We start from the raw sequence: 16992 nt of genomic DNA, 5'->3' as shown, positions 1-16992 counted from the left end.
GTTTTCAGGCACGGTGAGAATTACTGCTGATTCTCAAGCTCGCCAAAGGTATCGGCAAACAGGGCCGACGAGAGGTAACGCTCGGCCGAATCCGGCAATACCACCACAATGTTTTTGCCCTGGTGTTCCGGCTGTTTGCTGACCCGAATCGCGGCCACCACCGCAGCGCCGCAGGAAATGCCGCACAGAATGCCTTCTTCCCGCATCAGGCGATGGGCCATGGCCATGGCGTCCTCGTTGGACACGGCCTCTACCTGATCGACCAGGTCAAGGTCGAGGTTCTTGGGTACAAAGCCGGCCCCGAGACCCTGAATCTTGTGGGGGGAGGGTTTAATCTCGTCGCCCCGCAGTGTCTGGGCAATGACCGGTGAATCCGCCGGCTCCACCGCCACGGTGGTAATCGCTTTGCCCCGGGTTTGCTTGATGTATCGGGATACACCGGTCAGCGTGCCGCCGGTACCAACGCCGGCAACAAAGATATCCACTTCACCGTCGGTATCGTCCCAGATTTCCGGGCCGGTGGTGTCCTCGTGAATCTTCGGGTTAGCGGGATTCTGGAATTGCTGCGGCAGGAAGTGGTTGTCCGGGTCGGAGGCAAAAATCTCCTCGGCCTTGGCGATGGCGCCCGGCATACCCTTGGCGGGTTCGGTGAGTACCAGTTCGGCTCCCAGGGCCTTGAGAACCTTACGCCGCTCCAGGCTCATGGAGGCCGGCATGGTAAGAATCAGCTTGTAACCGCGGGCAGCGGCAACATAGGCCAGGGCAATGCCAGTGTTACCACTGGTGGGCTCGACAATAGTCATGCCGGGTTTCAGGGTACCGCGTTTTTCGGCATCCCAGATCATGGCGGAACCAATCCGGCATTTGACCGAGTAGGCCGGGTTCCGGCCTTCGATCTTGGCCCAGATCGTTGCGCCATCGTTTACCCGGTTCAGCTTCACCAGCGGTGTGTTGCCGATGGAAAGGGAATTGTCGTTATAGATACGTGCCATGTTCTGCTCCTGTTCCTTATGTCTTGCGTCCGGTCTGTCTTGCTTCCAGGCGGTTTCGACCATTGCCCTTGGCGGCGTAGAGCGCCTGATCGGCCTGCCTCAGATACTCTGCCGGTGAGCCGGTCGGCTCGGGCACGCCATAGGCGAGGCCAATACTGACCGTCAGCTCGATCGGGCTACCCTGGCAGGTATCGCACTGCCGGTTGGCAACCGCTGTCCGGAAACGTTCCAGTCGGTCCATGATATCGGATGCGTCTTCGTAACTGGTGAAAATTATGAATTCCTCACCACCAAAACGCGACAACCGGTCGGTTTCCCGGCGGAAGTGCTCCCGCATCACATCAGCCAGTGCCTGAAGGCACTGGTCACCGGCTTCATGGCCCCAGGTGTCGTTGATTTTCTTGAAGTGGTCGGCATCCACCATGGCCACCGCGAATCCGGTTTTATGGCGCTGGCACCACTGGAAGCTGCGGGGAAACTCGCGGTCGAAATAGCTGCGATTACCCAGTTGAGTGAGATTGTCGGTTACGCTGAGCCGTGATAATGCTTCGTTGGCCTCGGCCAGCTCCCGGTTCAGGCGGCCGAGCTTGCGATTCCAGTACACCAGCAGAGCCGTTATCACAAGGCCGGCAATCAGAATCTGCCAGAAACGGGTGTAATCAACCCGTTCCTCAATCCGGAGATTACGCCAGGTACTCTCCAGATTTTCCCTCTCCTCTCGAGTGAGGCTGGAAACCAGCCGCTGCATGATGTTGTGCAGTATAGGCTCGTCATTTCGAGTAGCAATGGCCAGAGACCAGTCGGCAGGAACCCGGCCGATCACTTTCAGGTCGGCCAGGCCGAGTGACTGCATGTAATAACTGGCGGTCGCCAGCGTGGTGATGTAGCCGGCCAGTTTGCCGTTTTGCAACTGCCGTAACCCTTCTTGCTCGGAGCCAACCGGAACGAGCTGCAGCGAGGGGTAACGTTGTTTGAGGAGCTCGGCAAACGCGTAGCCGTCGACCACGCCAACGGGCCTGTCGCCCATGTCACTCAGCCGTTCGATAAACGGTGCCTCAATACGCCCCATGATGACATTAGGCACTTCAAGGTAGGGTGTGGTGAAGTTCATGTAGCTGGTGCGTTCCGGGGTTTCCATAGCCATAGGGAACATGTCACAGCGGCGGTCGCGGGCGGCGTCAATGGATTCCCGCCAGCTGTCGGTTGGCACCAGCTCGAAATTGAGGTCACCCCGTTCCCGGAACAGCTCCAGTACCTGGGCTGAGAGTCCAACATGCTGGCCATTCTCGACGGCTTCCAGCGGGCTCCAGTCTGGATCGACACAAATACGGACTCTGCGATTATGCTGTTGCAGCCAGTCGGCTTCCGTTTCATTCCACTCAATTCGGCCACCTGACTGGTCAGCCCGGCGGGCCGTGGCGCCGAGCCAGCGGGTTTCGATGGTTCTCTGCTCGGTGGGTGAGATCGACGCCAGAGCCTGGTTCAGGATATCCGCCAGGGGCGACAGGGTCGGTCGGATGCCGAAGCGCAGATCCTCTCCGGTAAAACCGGGAAGTACCAGTTCGCCGGCAATACGCACGCCGCTGATGCCAAGTTCATGTATCCAGTAATTGCCCGAATGCAGGGCATTGATCACTACATCCACGTCGCCCTTCGCCAAGGCGTGGAACATAGGCTCCTGGGTGCTGAAGGTGAGCAGATTCTTTGTGCCCAGAATCTCTTTGACGGCCTCTTCGTAATAGATGCCGGCACCGATGGCCAGGCGGTAGTTTCTCAGGTCTTCCAGCCGGGTGTAGTTCAGGCTGTCACTGCGGGTAAATATGACATTGGGGATAGTGTGATAGGGCTCGGTGAAACGGGCAAAGGCTTCCCGTTCCGGGCGATAGGACATGTTTGCCATGATATCGATATCGCCGTTCTGCAGCATTGGAATCAGCTCGTCCCACTGGCCGCGTACCGGAATGATCTGCAGGCCGGTAAGGTCGGCCAGACGATCCATAACGTCCACGCTCAGTCCCAGGGTTCGGCCGCCATCGGTAAAGCTGAACGGAGCATAATCGTCCATGAAACCAACTCGAACCGGCCCGAGGCTGGCCAGGAACCGTAGTTGTTCGGAACTTAAAGGCAGCCTGGCGGATTGTTCCGAAGAATAGCCACCGAACTCCTGCCAGCGTTCGCGCAGATTACTCAGGCGGTTTGTCGGAATGGCATCCAGCCCGGCCTGTAAACGGTCTAGAAGTAGCTGGTCGCCAACTCTGACGCCAATTCGAAAGTCTTCCCGCGATAACTGGTTCAGCGGTGCGGGCCCGGCCATCTCCAGAAAACGGAAGCCGGCCTGGTTGGCCAGGTACTCCATAGTCAGGCGTGGGCCAACGGCTACATCCACCCAGCCAAAGGCCAGGGCCCGCACCAGGCTGGGCAGGGTGTCGTAGGTCTGTATGGTGAGGTCTTCTTCCTGCAGCCGATCCAGGTAGTATATGTTCTCCACCACCCCGATCTTCAGGCCTGCCAGGTCCTTCAGATTCTGGATTGGGGGCAGGTAACGAGCGCTGTCGCGCATCAGGTAGACTTCGCGAAAATGGTAGGGTTCGGTAAACAGGATCTTTTCAGCCCGCTCCGGGCGCCAGGAAATACCATCAATGGCGTCCAGATCGCCCCGCAGGAATGCCGCGTAAATGTCTGGCCAGCTGCCGGCCCGGAAATCGAAGGTCAGGTTGGCGTTACGAGCGACTTCTCGCAGGACGTCAATGGAAAATCCCGTTGGGATGCGTCCCTCGAAAAAACTGTATGGTTCGTTATCGGCGACTACGCCGATGGTAATCACCGGAGGTCTGTCCGCAGGGGACTCTGCCCGGGCGAGCCCGGCAACAACCAACAACAATAGCAGAGCCATGAAAGATAGCCGGGAGACGACTAAGATCGGGCGCTGTAGCGTTGAAAACGTGGGGACTGTCAAAATGAACCTTCTATGTTGCTTACCGCTACAGTGTAGTTGCAAATCGTAACCTCTGACAGTCATAACTGGCCAGAATTCATACAGACTTTGTGAAATCTTCAACGAGGAACCGCAGCCCATGGCAGAACAGGCGTTTGATTGGCAACACACACCAGCCGCCGTCTGGCGGAGGCATCGTTCAGGCTTGCGGGCCATTCGCCGGCTGGACCCGGTGCAGTGGCCGGCGCTGACCGGCATCGACCACCAGAAGCAGGCACTGGCAAGGAACACCGAACGTTTTCTGGCGGGTGAGCCCTCCAATAATGCGCTGCTCTGGGGATCGCGGGGGACGGGCAAATCTTCGCTGATCAAGGCCTTGCTGAACCGCTATTGCGATCAGGGCTTGCGCATGATCGAGGTGGACAAGGACGACCTGGTCAATCTGCCTGAAATTGTCGACGACATCTGCGATTTGCCGTTCCGGTTTGTGATCTATTGCGATGACCTGTCGTTCGATGTGGGGGAATCCGGGTACAAGGCACTGAAAAGCGTGCTGGAAGGCTCACTGGAGCTGCCGCCGGAGAATGTGCGGGTGTATGCCACGTCTAATCGGCGCCACTTGATGCCGGAGTTCATGAGCGACAACCTCAAAAGCGAAGTCCGGGATGGCGAACTGCATCCGGCCGAGGCTATTGAGGAGCAGGTGTCGCTGGCCGACAGGTTCGGTCTTCAGTTGTCGTTCTACCCGTTTTCGCAGGATGTCTATCTGCAGGCGGTGGATCTGCTGTTTCCCCAGGTACAGGACCGTGAAGCTCTGCACCTGGAGGCGGTGCGCTTTGCCACCGGCAAGGGCGTGCGCAATGGCCGCACTGCCCAGCAGTTCTATCGCCAGTTCGCCGGGGATCCGCGCTTCTGCTGAACCGCTACTGCCGGCGTGCCATGCGGATGAAACGATGGTGGATGATGCGGATGCCGATGAACACCAGCACCATCACCACCGGTATGGCCAGGGCTGTCACCAGTGATTCGTTGATCGGTAGCCCGGTACCCTTCAGGGCGTCCAGCCCAAGTTTCAACAGGCCAATCAGGTAATAGGAGATGGCCACCACAGAGAAGCCTTCCACGGTATGCTGCATCATCAGCTGGATGCGGGAACGGCGGTCCATGGAACTGAGCAGTTGCTGGTTCTGGCTCTGGATGGCCAGCTCAACCCGGGTGCGCATCATTTCAGAGGCCCGGTCGACCCGGCGTGACAGATCTTCCAGGCGTTCGTTGACGGCTTCGCAGGTTTTTACCGCCGGGGTCAGGCGCCGGGTCATGAATTCAGTGATGGTCAGGTGGCCGGAGACTTCGTCTTCCCGTAGTTCCTCCAGCCGGGTCAGCACCAGCCGGTGATAGGCCCGGGTCGCCGAGAACCGGAAGGTGGTATGGGCACGGTAGGCTTCGATTCGGGCTGCGATGTTGGTCAGTTCGGCCAGAATCTGCTGTTCATCCAGGCTCTCGTTGTCCGCCAGGGACTGAGTGATGCGGGCAAGCTGCTGGTCCATGTCGTTCAGGGAAGGGGTGATTTCCCGGGCCACGGGTAAGGCCAGCAACGACATCAGGCGATAGGTCTCGATCTCCATCAAACGCTGAACCAGACGACCAAGCTGGCTGTTGGACATATGGTGGTTCAGCACCATGAACCGCCCGAAATTGTCGCTGTGCAACTGGAATGAGCCGAGTACCCGGGCTGCCCCTTCCTGCGGGCTGCTACCCACCAGGCGCATACCTTCAAAATGTTTGCGCATAAAGGCCAGCTCGCTGCGTGCGTCCTCTGAGGAGGCGCGCACCTCAACGTGAAAGGCCCCCACCACGGTACCCTCCAGCTGCGCCAGCCAGCCGTCCGGCAACAGGCTCAAGCCGGTTTCCGCAAACGGATCCGCGTCTGAATCGGCCAGATTGATGAAGGTGTAGGAGGTAAACTCCATATGCACTTCACGCCGGATCCGAAGCTTGCCGAAGCTCTGTTCGTAGCAGCTTACCTCGTGTTCCGGCCAGGGTTCACCCAGCAGCCGGTGCAGTTTCTGGAGATGTTCAAACTGCCGGGTTCGCTGTTCCGGTGTGGTGATCACCGCAATCTGAGTGACCCGGGCATGGGGCGGAATAATCTGGAACGGTCGGGAATGCAGTTCCTGGTACAGATCCGCCCGGAGCGGGTGAAAATCCAGGCTGCTGTTGTCGGCACTCACGGTAATGTCCTTGCTTTGGCCTCGGTAGCGGGGATGATAACCCGGAAGCAGACCCCGTCAATGCCACTCTGGTGCTGGTTTCTGGCCTCTACCCGGCCACCATGGTAGTCGGCAATCAGTCGCACGATCAGCAAGCCCTGGCCAAGATGCCCGTCGTGGGCGCCGCTGCGTTGCGAGACGAACGCACCGAAAATATCGACGCCGTCATGGTCAGGCAGTCGGGAGCCTTCGTTAAACACCTCGATCAGGTAATGGCTATCGTGAATGTGCAGGCAAACATCAATGCCGCCGCCTTCTGGCGTGAAATCACGGGCATTGTCCACCAGCTTGTCGAGCATCTGCACCAGCATTTCCGGCGAGCCGTTCATCACACAGTCAGACGCCGGGCCTGAATAAACGATTCGATGCCCGGTATCCAACTGCTGGTAGGCGGAGGTGGCTTCGGCCAGCACCCGGGCCAGATCGAACGGCTCTTTTTCGGTGTCCTCAAAGCTCTGCTCCAGCCGGGCGGCTTCGCTCATGCTGTGCAGGATACGTCGCAGGCGCTCGGTGGCGGTAGCTGCACGCTCCAGGTATTGCTGCCGTTCGTTCTCGGCGACTCCCTGGGCCAGGTTCTCAAGGGAAGAACGCACCACCGCGACCGGGGTTTTCAGCTCGTGGGAGAGGCGTCTGGAAAAGCTCTCCAGATACTGATTGTAGTTTTGCAGGCGGGCTACCATCTGGGCAAAGTGCTGTTGCAGTTGCCCGAGTTCGTCCCGGCTTCGGGGTGAGGGAATGGCGGCCAGAATGCGACCATCGTCGTCGACACTGGCCTCAACCAGTGCCTGCAGCCGCGTAATGCGCCAGGAGAGCCAGCTGGCATAACCCAGAAGCACCAGCATCAATGCCAGAATGATCAACAGGCTCCGGGCCAGAACGCTCCCCAGGGTTGAACCGGACAGGGTCAGTAACTGATCCAGGGACTGCTCCAGTAACAGGATTCGGCCGCCGAACAACTCATGCCGCGTGGCCAGCCAGACCGAGCCATCGTCGTGCCGAACCAGACCGTTGTCGGGCAACCGCGTCATCTCCAGCCGATTGTTTTCCTTCGGCAAGTGCATCGGTTCCGGCTGATACAGGCGAATCAGCCCACTCAGTGCGTTGAGGCTGATCTGTTCCAGAATCTGCCCGGGGGACAAATCATCAAACACCGAGGCTGGGGCTGGCGCAGCGACCCGACTGTGGGCCAGTATCCAGGACCCCGGTTCCAGTACTGTGGCCTGCTGTCCGGGGCTGATCTGACTCTTCAGCAGGTGCTCCAGACGGTTGTCCTGTTGCACCAGCAGCGGTGGTGGCGCCAGTGTTGTGCCCGTGTTGTTGTTTGGCTGACCTTCCCTGGTGGCCTGAAAGCCAAGCCGGCTGCCTGGTGATGGCAAGGGGAGTTTAAGTTCAAGTTCCCAGCTTGCGCCTTTGTCCTGCCAACTGGCCTGTAGCCGGTGATCTCTGGCTTGTGCCGGCTCAGCCCGGTACACCGGTACGTCACCAGGGGCCACCGCACGGATAAACCAGCGTTGCCCCTGGTTGTGGGTGCCCAGTTCCCGGGCCGGGGCTTGAAGCCATAATTCGAGGCGTTCATGGGCCTGGTCTGGTCGGGCGGGATTATAGAGCGCCAGGCCCTGATCCAGTCGCTGGATCAGCAAATACAGGAACTGGTCATCGTGACTGGCCTGCCAGCGTAACGGGGACGTTGTGCCGGCTGTTTGCCAGGGGGCAGGCTGGTCACCCTCGTCGAATCCGGGCCACTCATGGCCGTATCCATCAATGGTGATGGCCTGGTCGGTGCTGCCTGCGTAGATGGCGCCCTGGTCGGTGGCGACCGGGGTATCCAGCAGCCGGTCGCCGGCCACGTCTGCCAGACGGGCGCCCTGGGCCTGAAGCTGCTGCAGGGCCTGTTGGCGCAGGGCACTGTCCAGTTCCAGCACAAAGCGTAGCCCTGCCCAGGGAACCAGCAGCATCAGCAAGCTGGCCAGCAGCAACTGCCGTTTCAGGCTCAAGACTCAGACCTCACGGGCATTCCAGCGGTAGCCCATGCCATAGGCGGTCTGAATGCCGTCGAACTGGTCATCGAGCTGGCTGAATTTGCGACGGATGCGCTTGATGTGGGACGTCACGGTATTGTCATCGAGCACGGTGCTGGCGGCTTCCATCAGCTGCTCGCGGCTGCGTACATGGCCCGGGTGCTGAACCAGGGCATGCAACATCCAGAATTCAGTTACGGTCAGGTCCACAGGCTGGCCCTGCCAGGCCACCGTCATCCGGTCCACATTCAGGGTCAGCTTGCCCCGCGTGAGGATGTCATCGGGTTTCTGCAGCGCTTCGGCCCAGGCTTCCGCGCGCCGAAGCAGGGCGGTGATGCGCGCCAGCAGGTGTTCCAGACTCATGTCTTTGGTGACGTAATCGTCGGCGCCCAGCCTAAGGCCGTGTACGGAGTCGATGTCGCTGTCGCGTGCCGTCAGGAAAATAATCGGCAGGGTGGCAGACAGGCTGCGCAGATCCTGACACAAGGTAAAGCCCCCCTCGGCTTCCTCGCCCAGCCCGACATCGATAATGGCCAGATCTGGCAGGCTTTGGCGCAGCACCTGCCAGGCCGCCGGCCGGTCGCCATAGGTGGATACCCGGTAACCCCGGCGTTCGAAGGCCGCGCGATAGTTGTCGCGGATGCCGGCTTCATCCTCAATCAGGACGATGTGCTTCTTCATGGTCGGTTCAGTCTGCCTTGTTGACGAAATCGCAGTGCCATTAAATCACGCTGACCATGGCACACAAGCGATGTAGAAGCCATTGCCATAATTCATCATTTTTCATCGTCGGCCTGCCTGTTTCTGCCATCGGGTTGCCCCGTGGCTGAGCTGAAATAGTGGCATCACCATCAAGACAAGGAAAATCCAATGATGCTGCTATCGCTGCTTGCTAACCCGGTCGTTCGGCCGGAATGTCACCATCCCTCCTTAAAACCGTTGCTGTCGACCCGCGCCAGACGAAACATGATCCGCTGCGCCGAGGGCATCAGCCTCTGGCTGGCCATGGTGCTGATGTTGTTTGTGCATCCGTTGTATGCCGAGGCCCGCGCCATGGAATCCGAGCAGCCCGGGCAGCTGTATCTGGTTGATCGCAAAAGTGCATGGCAGGAACCGGCCCTGGTTCTGGACAGCCGGTTTGACGTGCAGGTGACCGGGTTGCTGGCGCAGACGCACCTGACCCGTACCTTTCGCAACACCAGCGATGTCTGGCAGGAAGGCCTGTTTGTATTCCCGTTACCGGAGCAGGCCAGTGTCTATGGCCTCACCATGACCGTTGGCGAGCGGCGGATTGTGGGCCAGCTACAGCCCCGGGCCCAGGCCCGCCAGAACTATGAAAAGGCGAAGCAGGCTGGCCAGAAAGCGGCGACCGTGGAGCAGAACCGGCCTAACCTGTTCACCAGCCGGATTGCCAACATCGCACCGGGCGAGGAAGTGACCGTGGAAGTGCAATATCAGCAACCGGTAAATTATCGTCATGGCGAATTCGAGTTGCGTTTGCCTACCACGCTTACCCCCCGATACATGCCGGGCGCCCCTGTTTCCACGCCCGCCAGTGCATGGCAATCCGGCTGGTCATTACCCACAACGCAAGTAGCCGATGCCGATGAAATCAGTCCGTTCACGGTGCTTCCGGATGACGTAAACCCTGGCAGTCACCGCGCAACCATTCAGTTGGATATCGAAGCCGGATTGCCTGTTGATGAAGTGACCAGCCCCAGCCACCCGCTGAAGGTCAAGTTGGAGGGTAGCCGTGCAACAGTAGCGCCGGAACAAGGGAAAATCCTGATGGACCGGGATGTAATCGTGCGCTGGCGGCCCGCTGATAACCGGGCGCCGACGGCCGCGTTGTTCCGTCAGCAATGGCAAGGCGAGGATTTTCTGATGGCCATGGTCATGCCGCCGTCGACCACCGGTCAGGTTCTTCGCCGAGAGCTGCTGTTCGTTATCGACACCTCCGGCTCCATGGCCGGGGAGTCTATCCGCCAGGCCCGCTCGGCTTTGTTGAGGGGGCTCGACACCCTGCGCCCCGGTGACCGTTTCAATGTTATCCAGTTCAACAGCCAGGCCCATGCCCTTTATACGCAACCTGTGCCTGCCAATGGCCACTATCTGGCCCGGGCGCGGGATTATGTGCAGGATCTGAATGCCGACGGTGGCACAGAAATGGCCGGTGCGCTGTCACTGGCGATGGGAATGAACAGCTCGGAGCCGTCCGGCCATGTGCAGCAGATGGTGTTCATGACGGACGGGGCCGTCGGCAATGAATCGGCCCTGTTCGATCAGATCCGTACCGGACTTGGAAACCGCCGTCTGTTTACCGTCGCCATCGGTTCTGCACCAAATATGCATTTTCTCCGGGAAGCCGCGCGCTGGGGCCGGGGCCAGTACACCGCGGTACACAGCGCAGCGGAAGTGGATAAAGCCCTGGGTAAGCTGTTTGCCGCCATGGAAGCGCCGGTGATGACGGATGTCGAGGTGCAATGGCCCGGTACTGTTGCACACCCGGTCCCGGCCAAACCGGGGGATCTGTTTCATGGTCAGCCTCTGGTGCAGGTGGTTCGTGGCGCACCGGCTGAAGGGGAGCTCACGGTCTCTGGCCGTTTACCCGGTGGCCGGTCGTGGCGCACCAGCCTGGATCTTGCCAGTGCTGCGCCGGGCAAGGGCCTGGACCGACAGTGGGCCCGGGGGCGCATCGATGCAGTGATGGACAGCGCGCGCCTGGCGGGCACTGAGCCCGATGAAGCGGCCATCGTCGAGTTATCACTGAGCCACGGTGTGATGTCGCCGTTCACCAGCTTCGTCGCCATTGAGGAGCGTGTATCCCGACCAGAGGGGGAATCCCTCAATCAGGAGGCCGTGCCCACCTTGCTGCCGGCCGGCAGCCAGCCCGGAATGCTGCGTTACCCGCAAACTGCCACCTTCGGTCCGTTGCTGACCGCCCTGGGGCTGGTGGGGCTGATGTTCTCGCTGGCCATTGTCATGCTCAGCCGGAGGCAGTCGCTATGAGCCGTGCGTTGCTATTGTTGGTGGGTTGTTCCGCCACCCTGCTGGTCTTTGGTTTGTGGATTCCGTTCAAGGCACTGGTGGCCCAGGAAATGCTGGAGTTGGCCTGGGCCGAGAGCCAGGCCCGACAGAGCGAGGCGAGGCCCTGGCCCTGGGCCGATACCTGGCCAGTGGCGAAGCTGGATATACCGGAACAAGGCGTGTCCATGATCGTGCTGGAGGGCGTTCATGGTGAAAGCCTTGCGTTTGGTCCGGGGCGGGTGCCCGGTAGTGAAGGCCCCGGTGCGCCGGTGGTGCTCGCGGGCCACCGTGACACTCACTTTCGCCATCTGCAGCATCTGGAACCGGGCGATGCGGTCAGGCTGCAGGGCATGGATCGGCAGTGGCGACGTTATCAGGTGACAGCCACCCGGGTGGTGGACAGTTCCCGGGAGTCCCTGGATACCCGATCTCTGGCCCAGGATACCCTGGTATTGATCACCTGTTACCCGTTTGACAGCCTGGACGCTTCCGGCACGTTGCGTTATGTGGTGGAGGCAAAGCCGGCTTACGGTATGGAACAAATTGATACTGTCGCCGCTCTGTGATGTTGGCGTACACTTGTGCGCCAAAATGCAGTGGATCGGATCAAACAGAATGTCACAAGTTCGAAAAATCCTGGCCTGGCTCAGTGTTCCTGTCGTATGCCTGGTTATGATGTTGCTCTACCTCTTACGGCCTTTCAATCCTGACAACAACCGTATCCTGGGCTGGGTCGTGGCAAGAGTCGGCCGATGTATTCTGGGAATGAAGCGCCCCCTCTACGGCGCTGAAAACATGCCCAAGGATCGGCCGACCGTGATTATCGCCAATCATCAGCAGAACGATGATCTGTTTGTGATGGGTGATTTGCTACCGCCGCGTGGGGTGGCGGTTGGTAAATCTTCACTGGTTTGGGTGCCATTCTTCGGGCAGGTATTCTGGCTGGGAGGCAACATCATCCTGAATCGCGGCCGTGCGGCCAAAGCTGTGGCCACCATGCAGGCCACCAGCGACGCCATTAACCTGGAACGCAAGAGCATCTGGGTGTTTCCGGAGGGAACCCGCAGCCGTGGCCGTGGCCTGGGTAGCTTCAAGAAAGGGGCATTTCACATGGCCGTTGCCGCTGGCGCACCCATCACCATGGTGTGTGCGGGCGAATACCATGGCAAATCCAGAGGCTGGACCGGACGACGGCAGCCTGTCCCTTTGCGGATTCTGCCTCCCGTCGAAACACAGGGCATGACCAGTTCAGACATTCCTGAACTGATGCACCGTTGTCACCAGCAAATGGAAGAGGCCATTGCTGACCTCGCACTTACCCACGGAACTGCTTGAACAGCCAGTGAAAACAGGGCAGTCTTTCGGACGAAACTGACGCTGATTCTGGACATCTGGGGAGTGACATAATGAACCTGATCTGGTTTCTGATCATTGGCGGTCTGGCCGGCTGGCTGGCCGGGCTGATCATGAAGGGCAAGGGCTTTGGCGTGTTGGCCAACATTGGTATCGGGATTGTCGGCTCGTTTATTGGCGGCTTCCTGTTTGGCCTGTTGCAGCTGTCGGCCCACGGTGCCATTGGTCGCCTGGTCACCGCAACAGTCGGGGCCGTGCTGCTGCTGGCCATCGTCAACAAGATCAAGAAGGGCTGACATGATCGTACCTGTCACTGCTGTTTTTGCGGCCGTCACCGGCCTGCTGTTGCTGGTGTTGTCGGCTCAGGTGGTCAAGTACCGGCTGAAATACCGCAAGGGCCTGGGCGTCAATGAGGATCCGGAGTTCGAAGCTGCCGTCCGGGCCCACGCCAATCTTGTGGAATACGCACCGCTGGGTTTGATCATGCTCGCCATTGCCGAGCTCAATGGCGTTTCCGGTTCGCTGATCTACTGGACCGGGATGGCGTTGGTGGTCGGCCGCATTCTCCATGCCTGGGGAATGATCAACGGCAAGGGCGGGCCTCATTGGGCACGCATGATTGGTATCCTGCTAACCTGGCTGGCGATTCTGGTTGCGGCACTGTTGCTGTTCTGGAACGTCTGGCAGGTATATGGCTGAAACAGTGTCCAGCCATTGAAGAACGGGGCCTTGGGGCCCCGTTTGTGTTTCTGTCGATTACAGCGCCCGGGCGACGTCCAGGCTCAGGTATTCCAGTTCCACACGCCGGTTGGCGGCGTGGTCCTCCGGCCGGGTCAGCGGGCGATCCGAGCCCCAGGTGGCAAGCAGGATGGACGATTGCGACACGCCTTCCTGAATCAGTAGCCGGGCCACAGCGTTGGCTCTGAGCCGGGCCAGAAACCGGTTGTATTCGGCAGAGCCAAAGTTGTCGGCATGGCCGTGAATGCGAACCTGCATGCCGGGGTGCCCTTTGATATAGGCCGCGTGCCGCTTGAGCATATCGATATCCGGGGCATCCAGCGTGTGTTTGTTGAAACCGTAGTGGAATCGGGTACGGTGGGGGCGGTCGGCGTCGGCCGACAGTTGCCCGTTGGCGCCCGCGAAGGCCAGGGCGGCCTTGGCCAGCATATCGGGGTTGTCCAGAACAAGTACGGTCATTTGCTGCTTCCTCGAGTCGAGTGCCCGGCGTTTTTTGTTATGTCCCCTTCACTATTGATGTCAGAGGCCATAACGGCAATTGGCGAATGGTCGATAGCCGCCCGGGTTCTATAGCTACCGATTGAATGGCATTTGTGTGACTGTGTGATTACACCGGGAAAAGAAGGCCCCGCTGTGGTAAAAAGCAGCTTTTCAGGGACAGATTATGATGAATTGTGACCGCCCATGCTGATTATTCCTGCCGAGAATGCCGTAAACTGGAAACGCCCACCCTGGGTAACCCTGGGCCTGATCATGGCCTGCCTGCTCGTCTTTCTGTTCTACCAGGGCGGAGACGACCGCAAGTTCGAAGCCGCACTGGAAGACTATCTGGAGAGCGGTCTGCTGGCCCTGGAGGCCCCCGCTTACGAGGATTACCTGCAGCGGGAAATCCAGTTCGAAGGCAGCCAGCAGCGGGTTCTGGAGTTGCAGGAATTCCAGCAACTTCAGGAAAATGAGGAGGAACTCTGGCAGGCGGTGACGCTGCTGCTGGATCGTGAGTTTTACCAGTATCTGCAGCAGAACCGGGACCTGATCTGGGCCCCGGCCCAGCGCAACCTTTGGCTGGAGCAGCGCTCGGCGATTGAGCAACAGTGGATCAGCCGGATGAGTGCCTATCAGTTGGGACTGGTGCCGGCAGAGCTCTCGCTGTACACGCTCATTACCTACCAGTTCCTGCATGGCGGCTGGGGCCACATTATTGGTAACCTTCTGTTCCTGTTCCTGCTGGGTTTTACCGTGGAAAAAGCGCTGGGTCCGGGGCGATTTCTGGTGGCTTATCTGGTGTGCGGTGCTTTGTCCGGCCTGGTGTTTACCGCTTTTTCCATGGGCAGTCAGGTACCTCTGGTGGGCGCGTCCGGCTCCATTTCCGGGTTGATGGGCATGTATGTGGCTATTTACGGGCTGCAGCGCATTCGCTTCTTCTACTTCCTGGGCGTTTACTTCAACTATTTCCGGGCGCCGGCCATCGCCATGCTGCCGGTCTGGCTGGGCAAGGAAATCTATGACTACTGGTTTGCCGGTGCCACCGGTATTGCCTATATGGCCCATGCCGGTGGCCTGGCGGCCGGTGCAGGGTTGGTGTGGCTGCTGGGTCAGAGCTGGCTGCAGGTGAAAGACGAGTTCTTCGAACCGGAGCAGGAAGAACAGGACGAACAGTTCACCAAGGCCTATGGCCAGGCCATGGCCAGCCTCGGCCGCATGGAGTTCGACCTGGCCCGGCGCCAGTTCGAGGCGTTGCGGGAACGTTATCCGGAACGGCCCGTGCTACTTGAACACCTGTATCAACTGGCTAAATTAAGGCCGGACCTGGACAGCTACCGGCTGCGTGCCGAGGAAATGATGGCCGACGCCATCGCCCGGCGACAGCCGGAACAGATGGTGGATATCTGGCAGGAGTACCTGAGCAAGGGTGAGGCCTATCATCCATTGACGCCGGAGGCGCACAACCGTGTGCTGTTCGCCAGCCTGAAACGCCATGATTTCAAAGCCGCAGAGAAGGCGTTTGAACGCATGCGAGCCAAGGCCGAGCCGGACATGGTGAATGAAGCCTGTCGGCTCCTGGTGGCGGAGTTCGAGAAACTGCAAATGGAGCCGAAAGCGCGCCATTACCGGCAGCTGTTGCAGCTGCACGGCTGAGGCGTGGCAGGCACGCCCTCAGTCTGAAACCTGAAAGCTTGCTTTCGGCCCTTTCAACGGTTGCTGGTTCGACGCTTGTTCCAGCCAGACATCAATGTGCTCGTGGGCCGGATGGTTCACGCAGCGCTTCTTGATGAACGACAGGAAAGCACTGGCTTTTTCCCATTGCTGCAGGCCATTGGCGAGTGCCTGGGCCACAATCAGATAGGCTGGTGCCAGCTCATCGCTGTCCGGGAAGCGTTTGTGGAAATCCTGCAGTAAACGGATGGCCGCTTTGTGATGGCCCCGATGGTACAGGGTGCCGGCACACTGCACCGCCAGTTCCGGGTCGTCCAGCTGGAACTTCGGCTCCACCATCTGCAGCGTCTGTAACAGTTGATTCAGCCCGTCTCCATCATGCCGTTGGGCCAGCCAGGCCATAATCCTGGGGTGGTAGCGGTACAGCTCTTCGGCATCATTGCGGGCGGTCAGCAACTGGTAGAGCTGGCCGATGCGGGCAGGGTTGGTCCGGTCCCGTTTGAGGGCTTCCTTGAGCATGCTCTGCACACGGTCGTAGTTGCCATCCTTCAGGTTCATATCCAGATCGGCATCAAACCGGCTGCTGCGATCCCGCTGGTGTTGGTCGGTTTCCGAGATCTCGTCCTGAAGGTCTGAGGCAAAGCCGAGTTCTTCCTGATACTGGAATAGCAGATAACCCAGCATGTGAAACAGGATCAGGGTAAAGGTACTGTTCAGGAAACCGGCCAGCGGTTGGGCCACCCACATGGGGAAATGATTCACGGCAAAGTCCTGCGCCGCGCCGGAGGCCAGGGTGAGCAGAATCAGGTACCCGTAAAGCAGGAAGTAGGGCGTGCCGATGCGCGAGATCAGCACCGCCAGGTTCATGGGGTTTACAGCTGCGCCGACCGAGCGCTCCATGGCCAGTACCATGATGCTGGCCGGTAGTGCCAGCACTACAAACGCCACCGCAAGCATCATCAGTATCGGCCCGCCCAGCATGGCGGCGGCGCCTACCAAACCGCCCATCAGCACAAACACCAGCAGTTGCAGCACCACAATGTCAAAACCGCTGCCGGTAAACGCCACCGACACTGCTGGCGGTTTCAGATGGCCTTCAGCGGTGTGATTGATCACCGCATAGGTGTACTTGAACAGCGCCAGCGCCAGCACCAGCCAGATGATCAGGCCAATAATATTGGCCGGCGCCACTACAGGAACCAACGTGCAGATGGCGATCACGATCAGCGGATCGGTGTGGAAGGGGTAACGGAAAAAGGCCCCTACCCGCTGCCAGAAGGGCACCACTTCGGTGGCGGCGCCCAGATAACGCATGGCTTTACTGCAGCGGGGACAAAGCCCCCGACGCTGGCGGGTATCGGCATCCGGCATACAACGGCTGCAGTAGTGCATCTGGCATTCGCCACAATGCCACTTGGCAGGGTCGCCCGGATGGTAATGACAATCGTGCTTCACGTGAGACAGTTCCTGATCCGTCAGAAATCAGCCGCCAATCATGACAGAAC

14 protein-coding genes are annotated in these 16992 nt (G+C 59.5%); 7 read left to right on the top strand and 7 right to left on the bottom strand.

The window, feature by feature from the left end; translation table 11 throughout:
• Positions 1–20: 20 nt before the first annotated feature.
• The gene (gene cysK / locus QPL98_RS11515) at positions 21–992 is read right to left on the bottom strand and encodes a cysteine synthase A (RefSeq protein WP_022993261.1); all 972 of its coding nucleotides are present in this window, start codon (positions 990–992) and stop codon (positions 21–23) included.
• 16 nt (positions 993–1008) lie between these two features.
• A complete protein-coding gene (locus QPL98_RS11510; RefSeq protein WP_303293294.1) occupies positions 1009–3885 on the bottom strand; it encodes a transporter substrate-binding domain-containing protein in 2877 nt (958 codons plus the stop codon).
• A gap of 181 nt (positions 3886–4066) precedes the next feature.
• Between QPL98_RS11510 and QPL98_RS11505 the strand changes: the two genes are divergently transcribed.
• Positions 4067–4846, top strand: coding sequence for an ATP-binding protein (locus QPL98_RS11505; protein WP_014422938.1), 780 nt, complete (start codon positions 4067–4069; stop codon positions 4844–4846).
• Positions 4847–4850: 4 nt separating this feature from the next.
• Here the strand turns inward: QPL98_RS11505 and QPL98_RS11500 are convergent, their stop codons facing one another.
• Genes QPL98_RS11500 through pdsR form a run of 3 tightly spaced genes read right to left on the bottom strand, consistent with a single transcriptional unit; the run spans position 4851 to position 8896 of the window.
• On the bottom strand, positions 4851–6158 hold the full coding sequence (locus QPL98_RS11500) for a DUF3422 family protein (RefSeq protein ID WP_278350968.1): 1308 nt from the start codon (positions 6156–6158) through the stop codon (positions 4851–4853).
• Positions 6155–8191: a proteobacterial dedicated sortase system histidine kinase gene (pdsS, locus tag QPL98_RS11495; RefSeq protein ID WP_278350969.1), complete on the bottom strand. Its 2037-nt coding sequence runs from the start codon at positions 8189–8191 to the stop codon at positions 6155–6157. The genes QPL98_RS11500 and pdsS overlap by 4 nt, the downstream gene beginning before the upstream one ends.
• 3 nt (positions 8192–8194) lie before the next feature.
• Entirely contained in the window at positions 8195–8896 is a 702-nt protein-coding gene (pdsR, locus tag QPL98_RS11490; RefSeq protein WP_011787092.1) for a proteobacterial dedicated sortase system response regulator, read from the bottom strand.
• 189 nt (positions 8897–9085) lie between these two features.
• On the opposite strand from pdsR, the gene QPL98_RS11485 reads away from it, so the two are divergent.
• The 5 genes from QPL98_RS11485 to QPL98_RS11465 all read left to right on the top strand — a co-directional run bounded on the left by QPL98_RS11485 (position 9086) and on the right by QPL98_RS11465 (position 13294).
• Entirely contained in the window at positions 9086–11224 is a 2139-nt protein-coding gene (locus QPL98_RS11485; RefSeq protein WP_303293293.1) for a marine proteobacterial sortase target protein, read from the top strand.
• Complete coding sequence (locus tag QPL98_RS11480; RefSeq protein ID WP_183577629.1) at positions 11221–11808, top strand: class GN sortase; 588 nt, start codon at positions 11221–11223, stop codon at positions 11806–11808. Before QPL98_RS11485 ends, QPL98_RS11480 begins: the two co-directional genes overlap by 4 nt.
• 49 nt (positions 11809–11857) lie before the next feature.
• Positions 11858–12577 carry a 1-acyl-sn-glycerol-3-phosphate acyltransferase gene (locus QPL98_RS11475; RefSeq protein ID WP_303293292.1) on the top strand — a complete coding sequence of 240 codons (720 nt, stop codon included), beginning with the start codon at positions 11858–11860 and terminating at the stop codon, positions 12575–12577.
• Positions 12578–12648: 71 nt separating this feature from the next.
• Positions 12649–12891, top strand: coding sequence for a GlsB/YeaQ/YmgE family stress response membrane protein (locus QPL98_RS11470; protein WP_011787088.1), 243 nt, complete (start codon positions 12649–12651; stop codon positions 12889–12891).
• A 1-nt stretch (position 12892) separates the two neighbouring features.
• Entirely contained in the window at positions 12893–13294 is a 402-nt protein-coding gene (locus tag QPL98_RS11465; protein WP_011787087.1) for an MAPEG family protein, read from the top strand.
• A gap of 57 nt (positions 13295–13351) precedes the next feature.
• On the opposite strand, the gene QPL98_RS11460 is transcribed toward QPL98_RS11465, so the two are convergent.
• On the bottom strand, positions 13352–13792 hold the full coding sequence (locus tag QPL98_RS11460; RefSeq protein ID WP_022993252.1) for an OmpA family protein: 441 nt from the start codon (positions 13790–13792) through the stop codon (positions 13352–13354).
• A gap of 225 nt (positions 13793–14017) precedes the next feature.
• On the opposite strand from QPL98_RS11460, the gene QPL98_RS11455 reads away from it, so the two are divergent.
• Positions 14018–15469: a rhomboid family intramembrane serine protease gene (locus QPL98_RS11455; protein ID WP_303293291.1), complete on the top strand. Its 1452-nt coding sequence runs from the start codon at positions 14018–14020 to the stop codon at positions 15467–15469.
• 18 nt (positions 15470–15487) lie between these two features.
• Here QPL98_RS11455 and QPL98_RS11450 read toward each other — a convergent pair whose 3' ends face one another.
• Complete coding sequence (locus QPL98_RS11450; protein ID WP_303293290.1) at positions 15488–16942, bottom strand: hypothetical protein; 1455 nt, start codon at positions 16940–16942, stop codon at positions 15488–15490.
• Positions 16943–16992 lie beyond the last annotated feature (50 nt).

This window comes from Marinobacter sp. ST-43, from assembly GCF_030541085.1.
In the GTDB taxonomy this organism is placed as follows: Bacteria; Pseudomonadota; Gammaproteobacteria; order Pseudomonadales; family Oleiphilaceae; genus Marinobacter; species Marinobacter nauticus.
The sequence above is the reverse complement of the archived record's forward strand: the minus strand, read 5'-3'. Positions and strand labels throughout refer to the sequence as shown.

Excerpts from the sequence above, each read along its gene's own strand:
- cysK (WP_022993261.1), bottom strand. The coding sequence starts at position 992 with ATGGCACGTATCTATAACGACAATTCCCTTTCCATCGGCAACACACCG.
- QPL98_RS11510 (WP_303293294.1), bottom strand. The coding sequence starts at position 3,885 with ATGGCTCTGCTATTGTTGTTGGTTGTTGCCGGGCTCGCCCGGGCAGAG.
- QPL98_RS11505 (WP_014422938.1), top strand. The coding sequence starts at position 4,067 with ATGGCAGAACAGGCGTTTGATTGGCAACACACACCAGCCGCCGTCTGG.
- pdsR (WP_011787092.1), bottom strand. The coding sequence starts at position 8,896 with ATGAAGAAGCACATCGTCCTGATTGAGGATGAAGCCGGCATCCGCGAC.
- QPL98_RS11485 (WP_303293293.1), top strand. The coding sequence starts at position 9,086 with ATGATGCTGCTATCGCTGCTTGCTAACCCGGTCGTTCGGCCGGAATGT.
- QPL98_RS11480 (WP_183577629.1), top strand. The coding sequence starts at position 11,221 with ATGAGCCGTGCGTTGCTATTGTTGGTGGGTTGTTCCGCCACCCTGCTG.
- QPL98_RS11475 (WP_303293292.1), top strand. The coding sequence starts at position 11,858 with ATGTCACAAGTTCGAAAAATCCTGGCCTGGCTCAGTGTTCCTGTCGTA.
- QPL98_RS11470 (WP_011787088.1), top strand. The coding sequence starts at position 12,649 with ATGAACCTGATCTGGTTTCTGATCATTGGCGGTCTGGCCGGCTGGCTG.
- QPL98_RS11465 (WP_011787087.1), top strand. The coding sequence starts at position 12,893 with ATGATCGTACCTGTCACTGCTGTTTTTGCGGCCGTCACCGGCCTGCTG.
- QPL98_RS11460 (WP_022993252.1), bottom strand. The coding sequence starts at position 13,792 with ATGACCGTACTTGTTCTGGACAACCCCGATATGCTGGCCAAGGCCGCC.
- QPL98_RS11455 (WP_303293291.1), top strand. The coding sequence starts at position 14,018 with ATGCTGATTATTCCTGCCGAGAATGCCGTAAACTGGAAACGCCCACCC.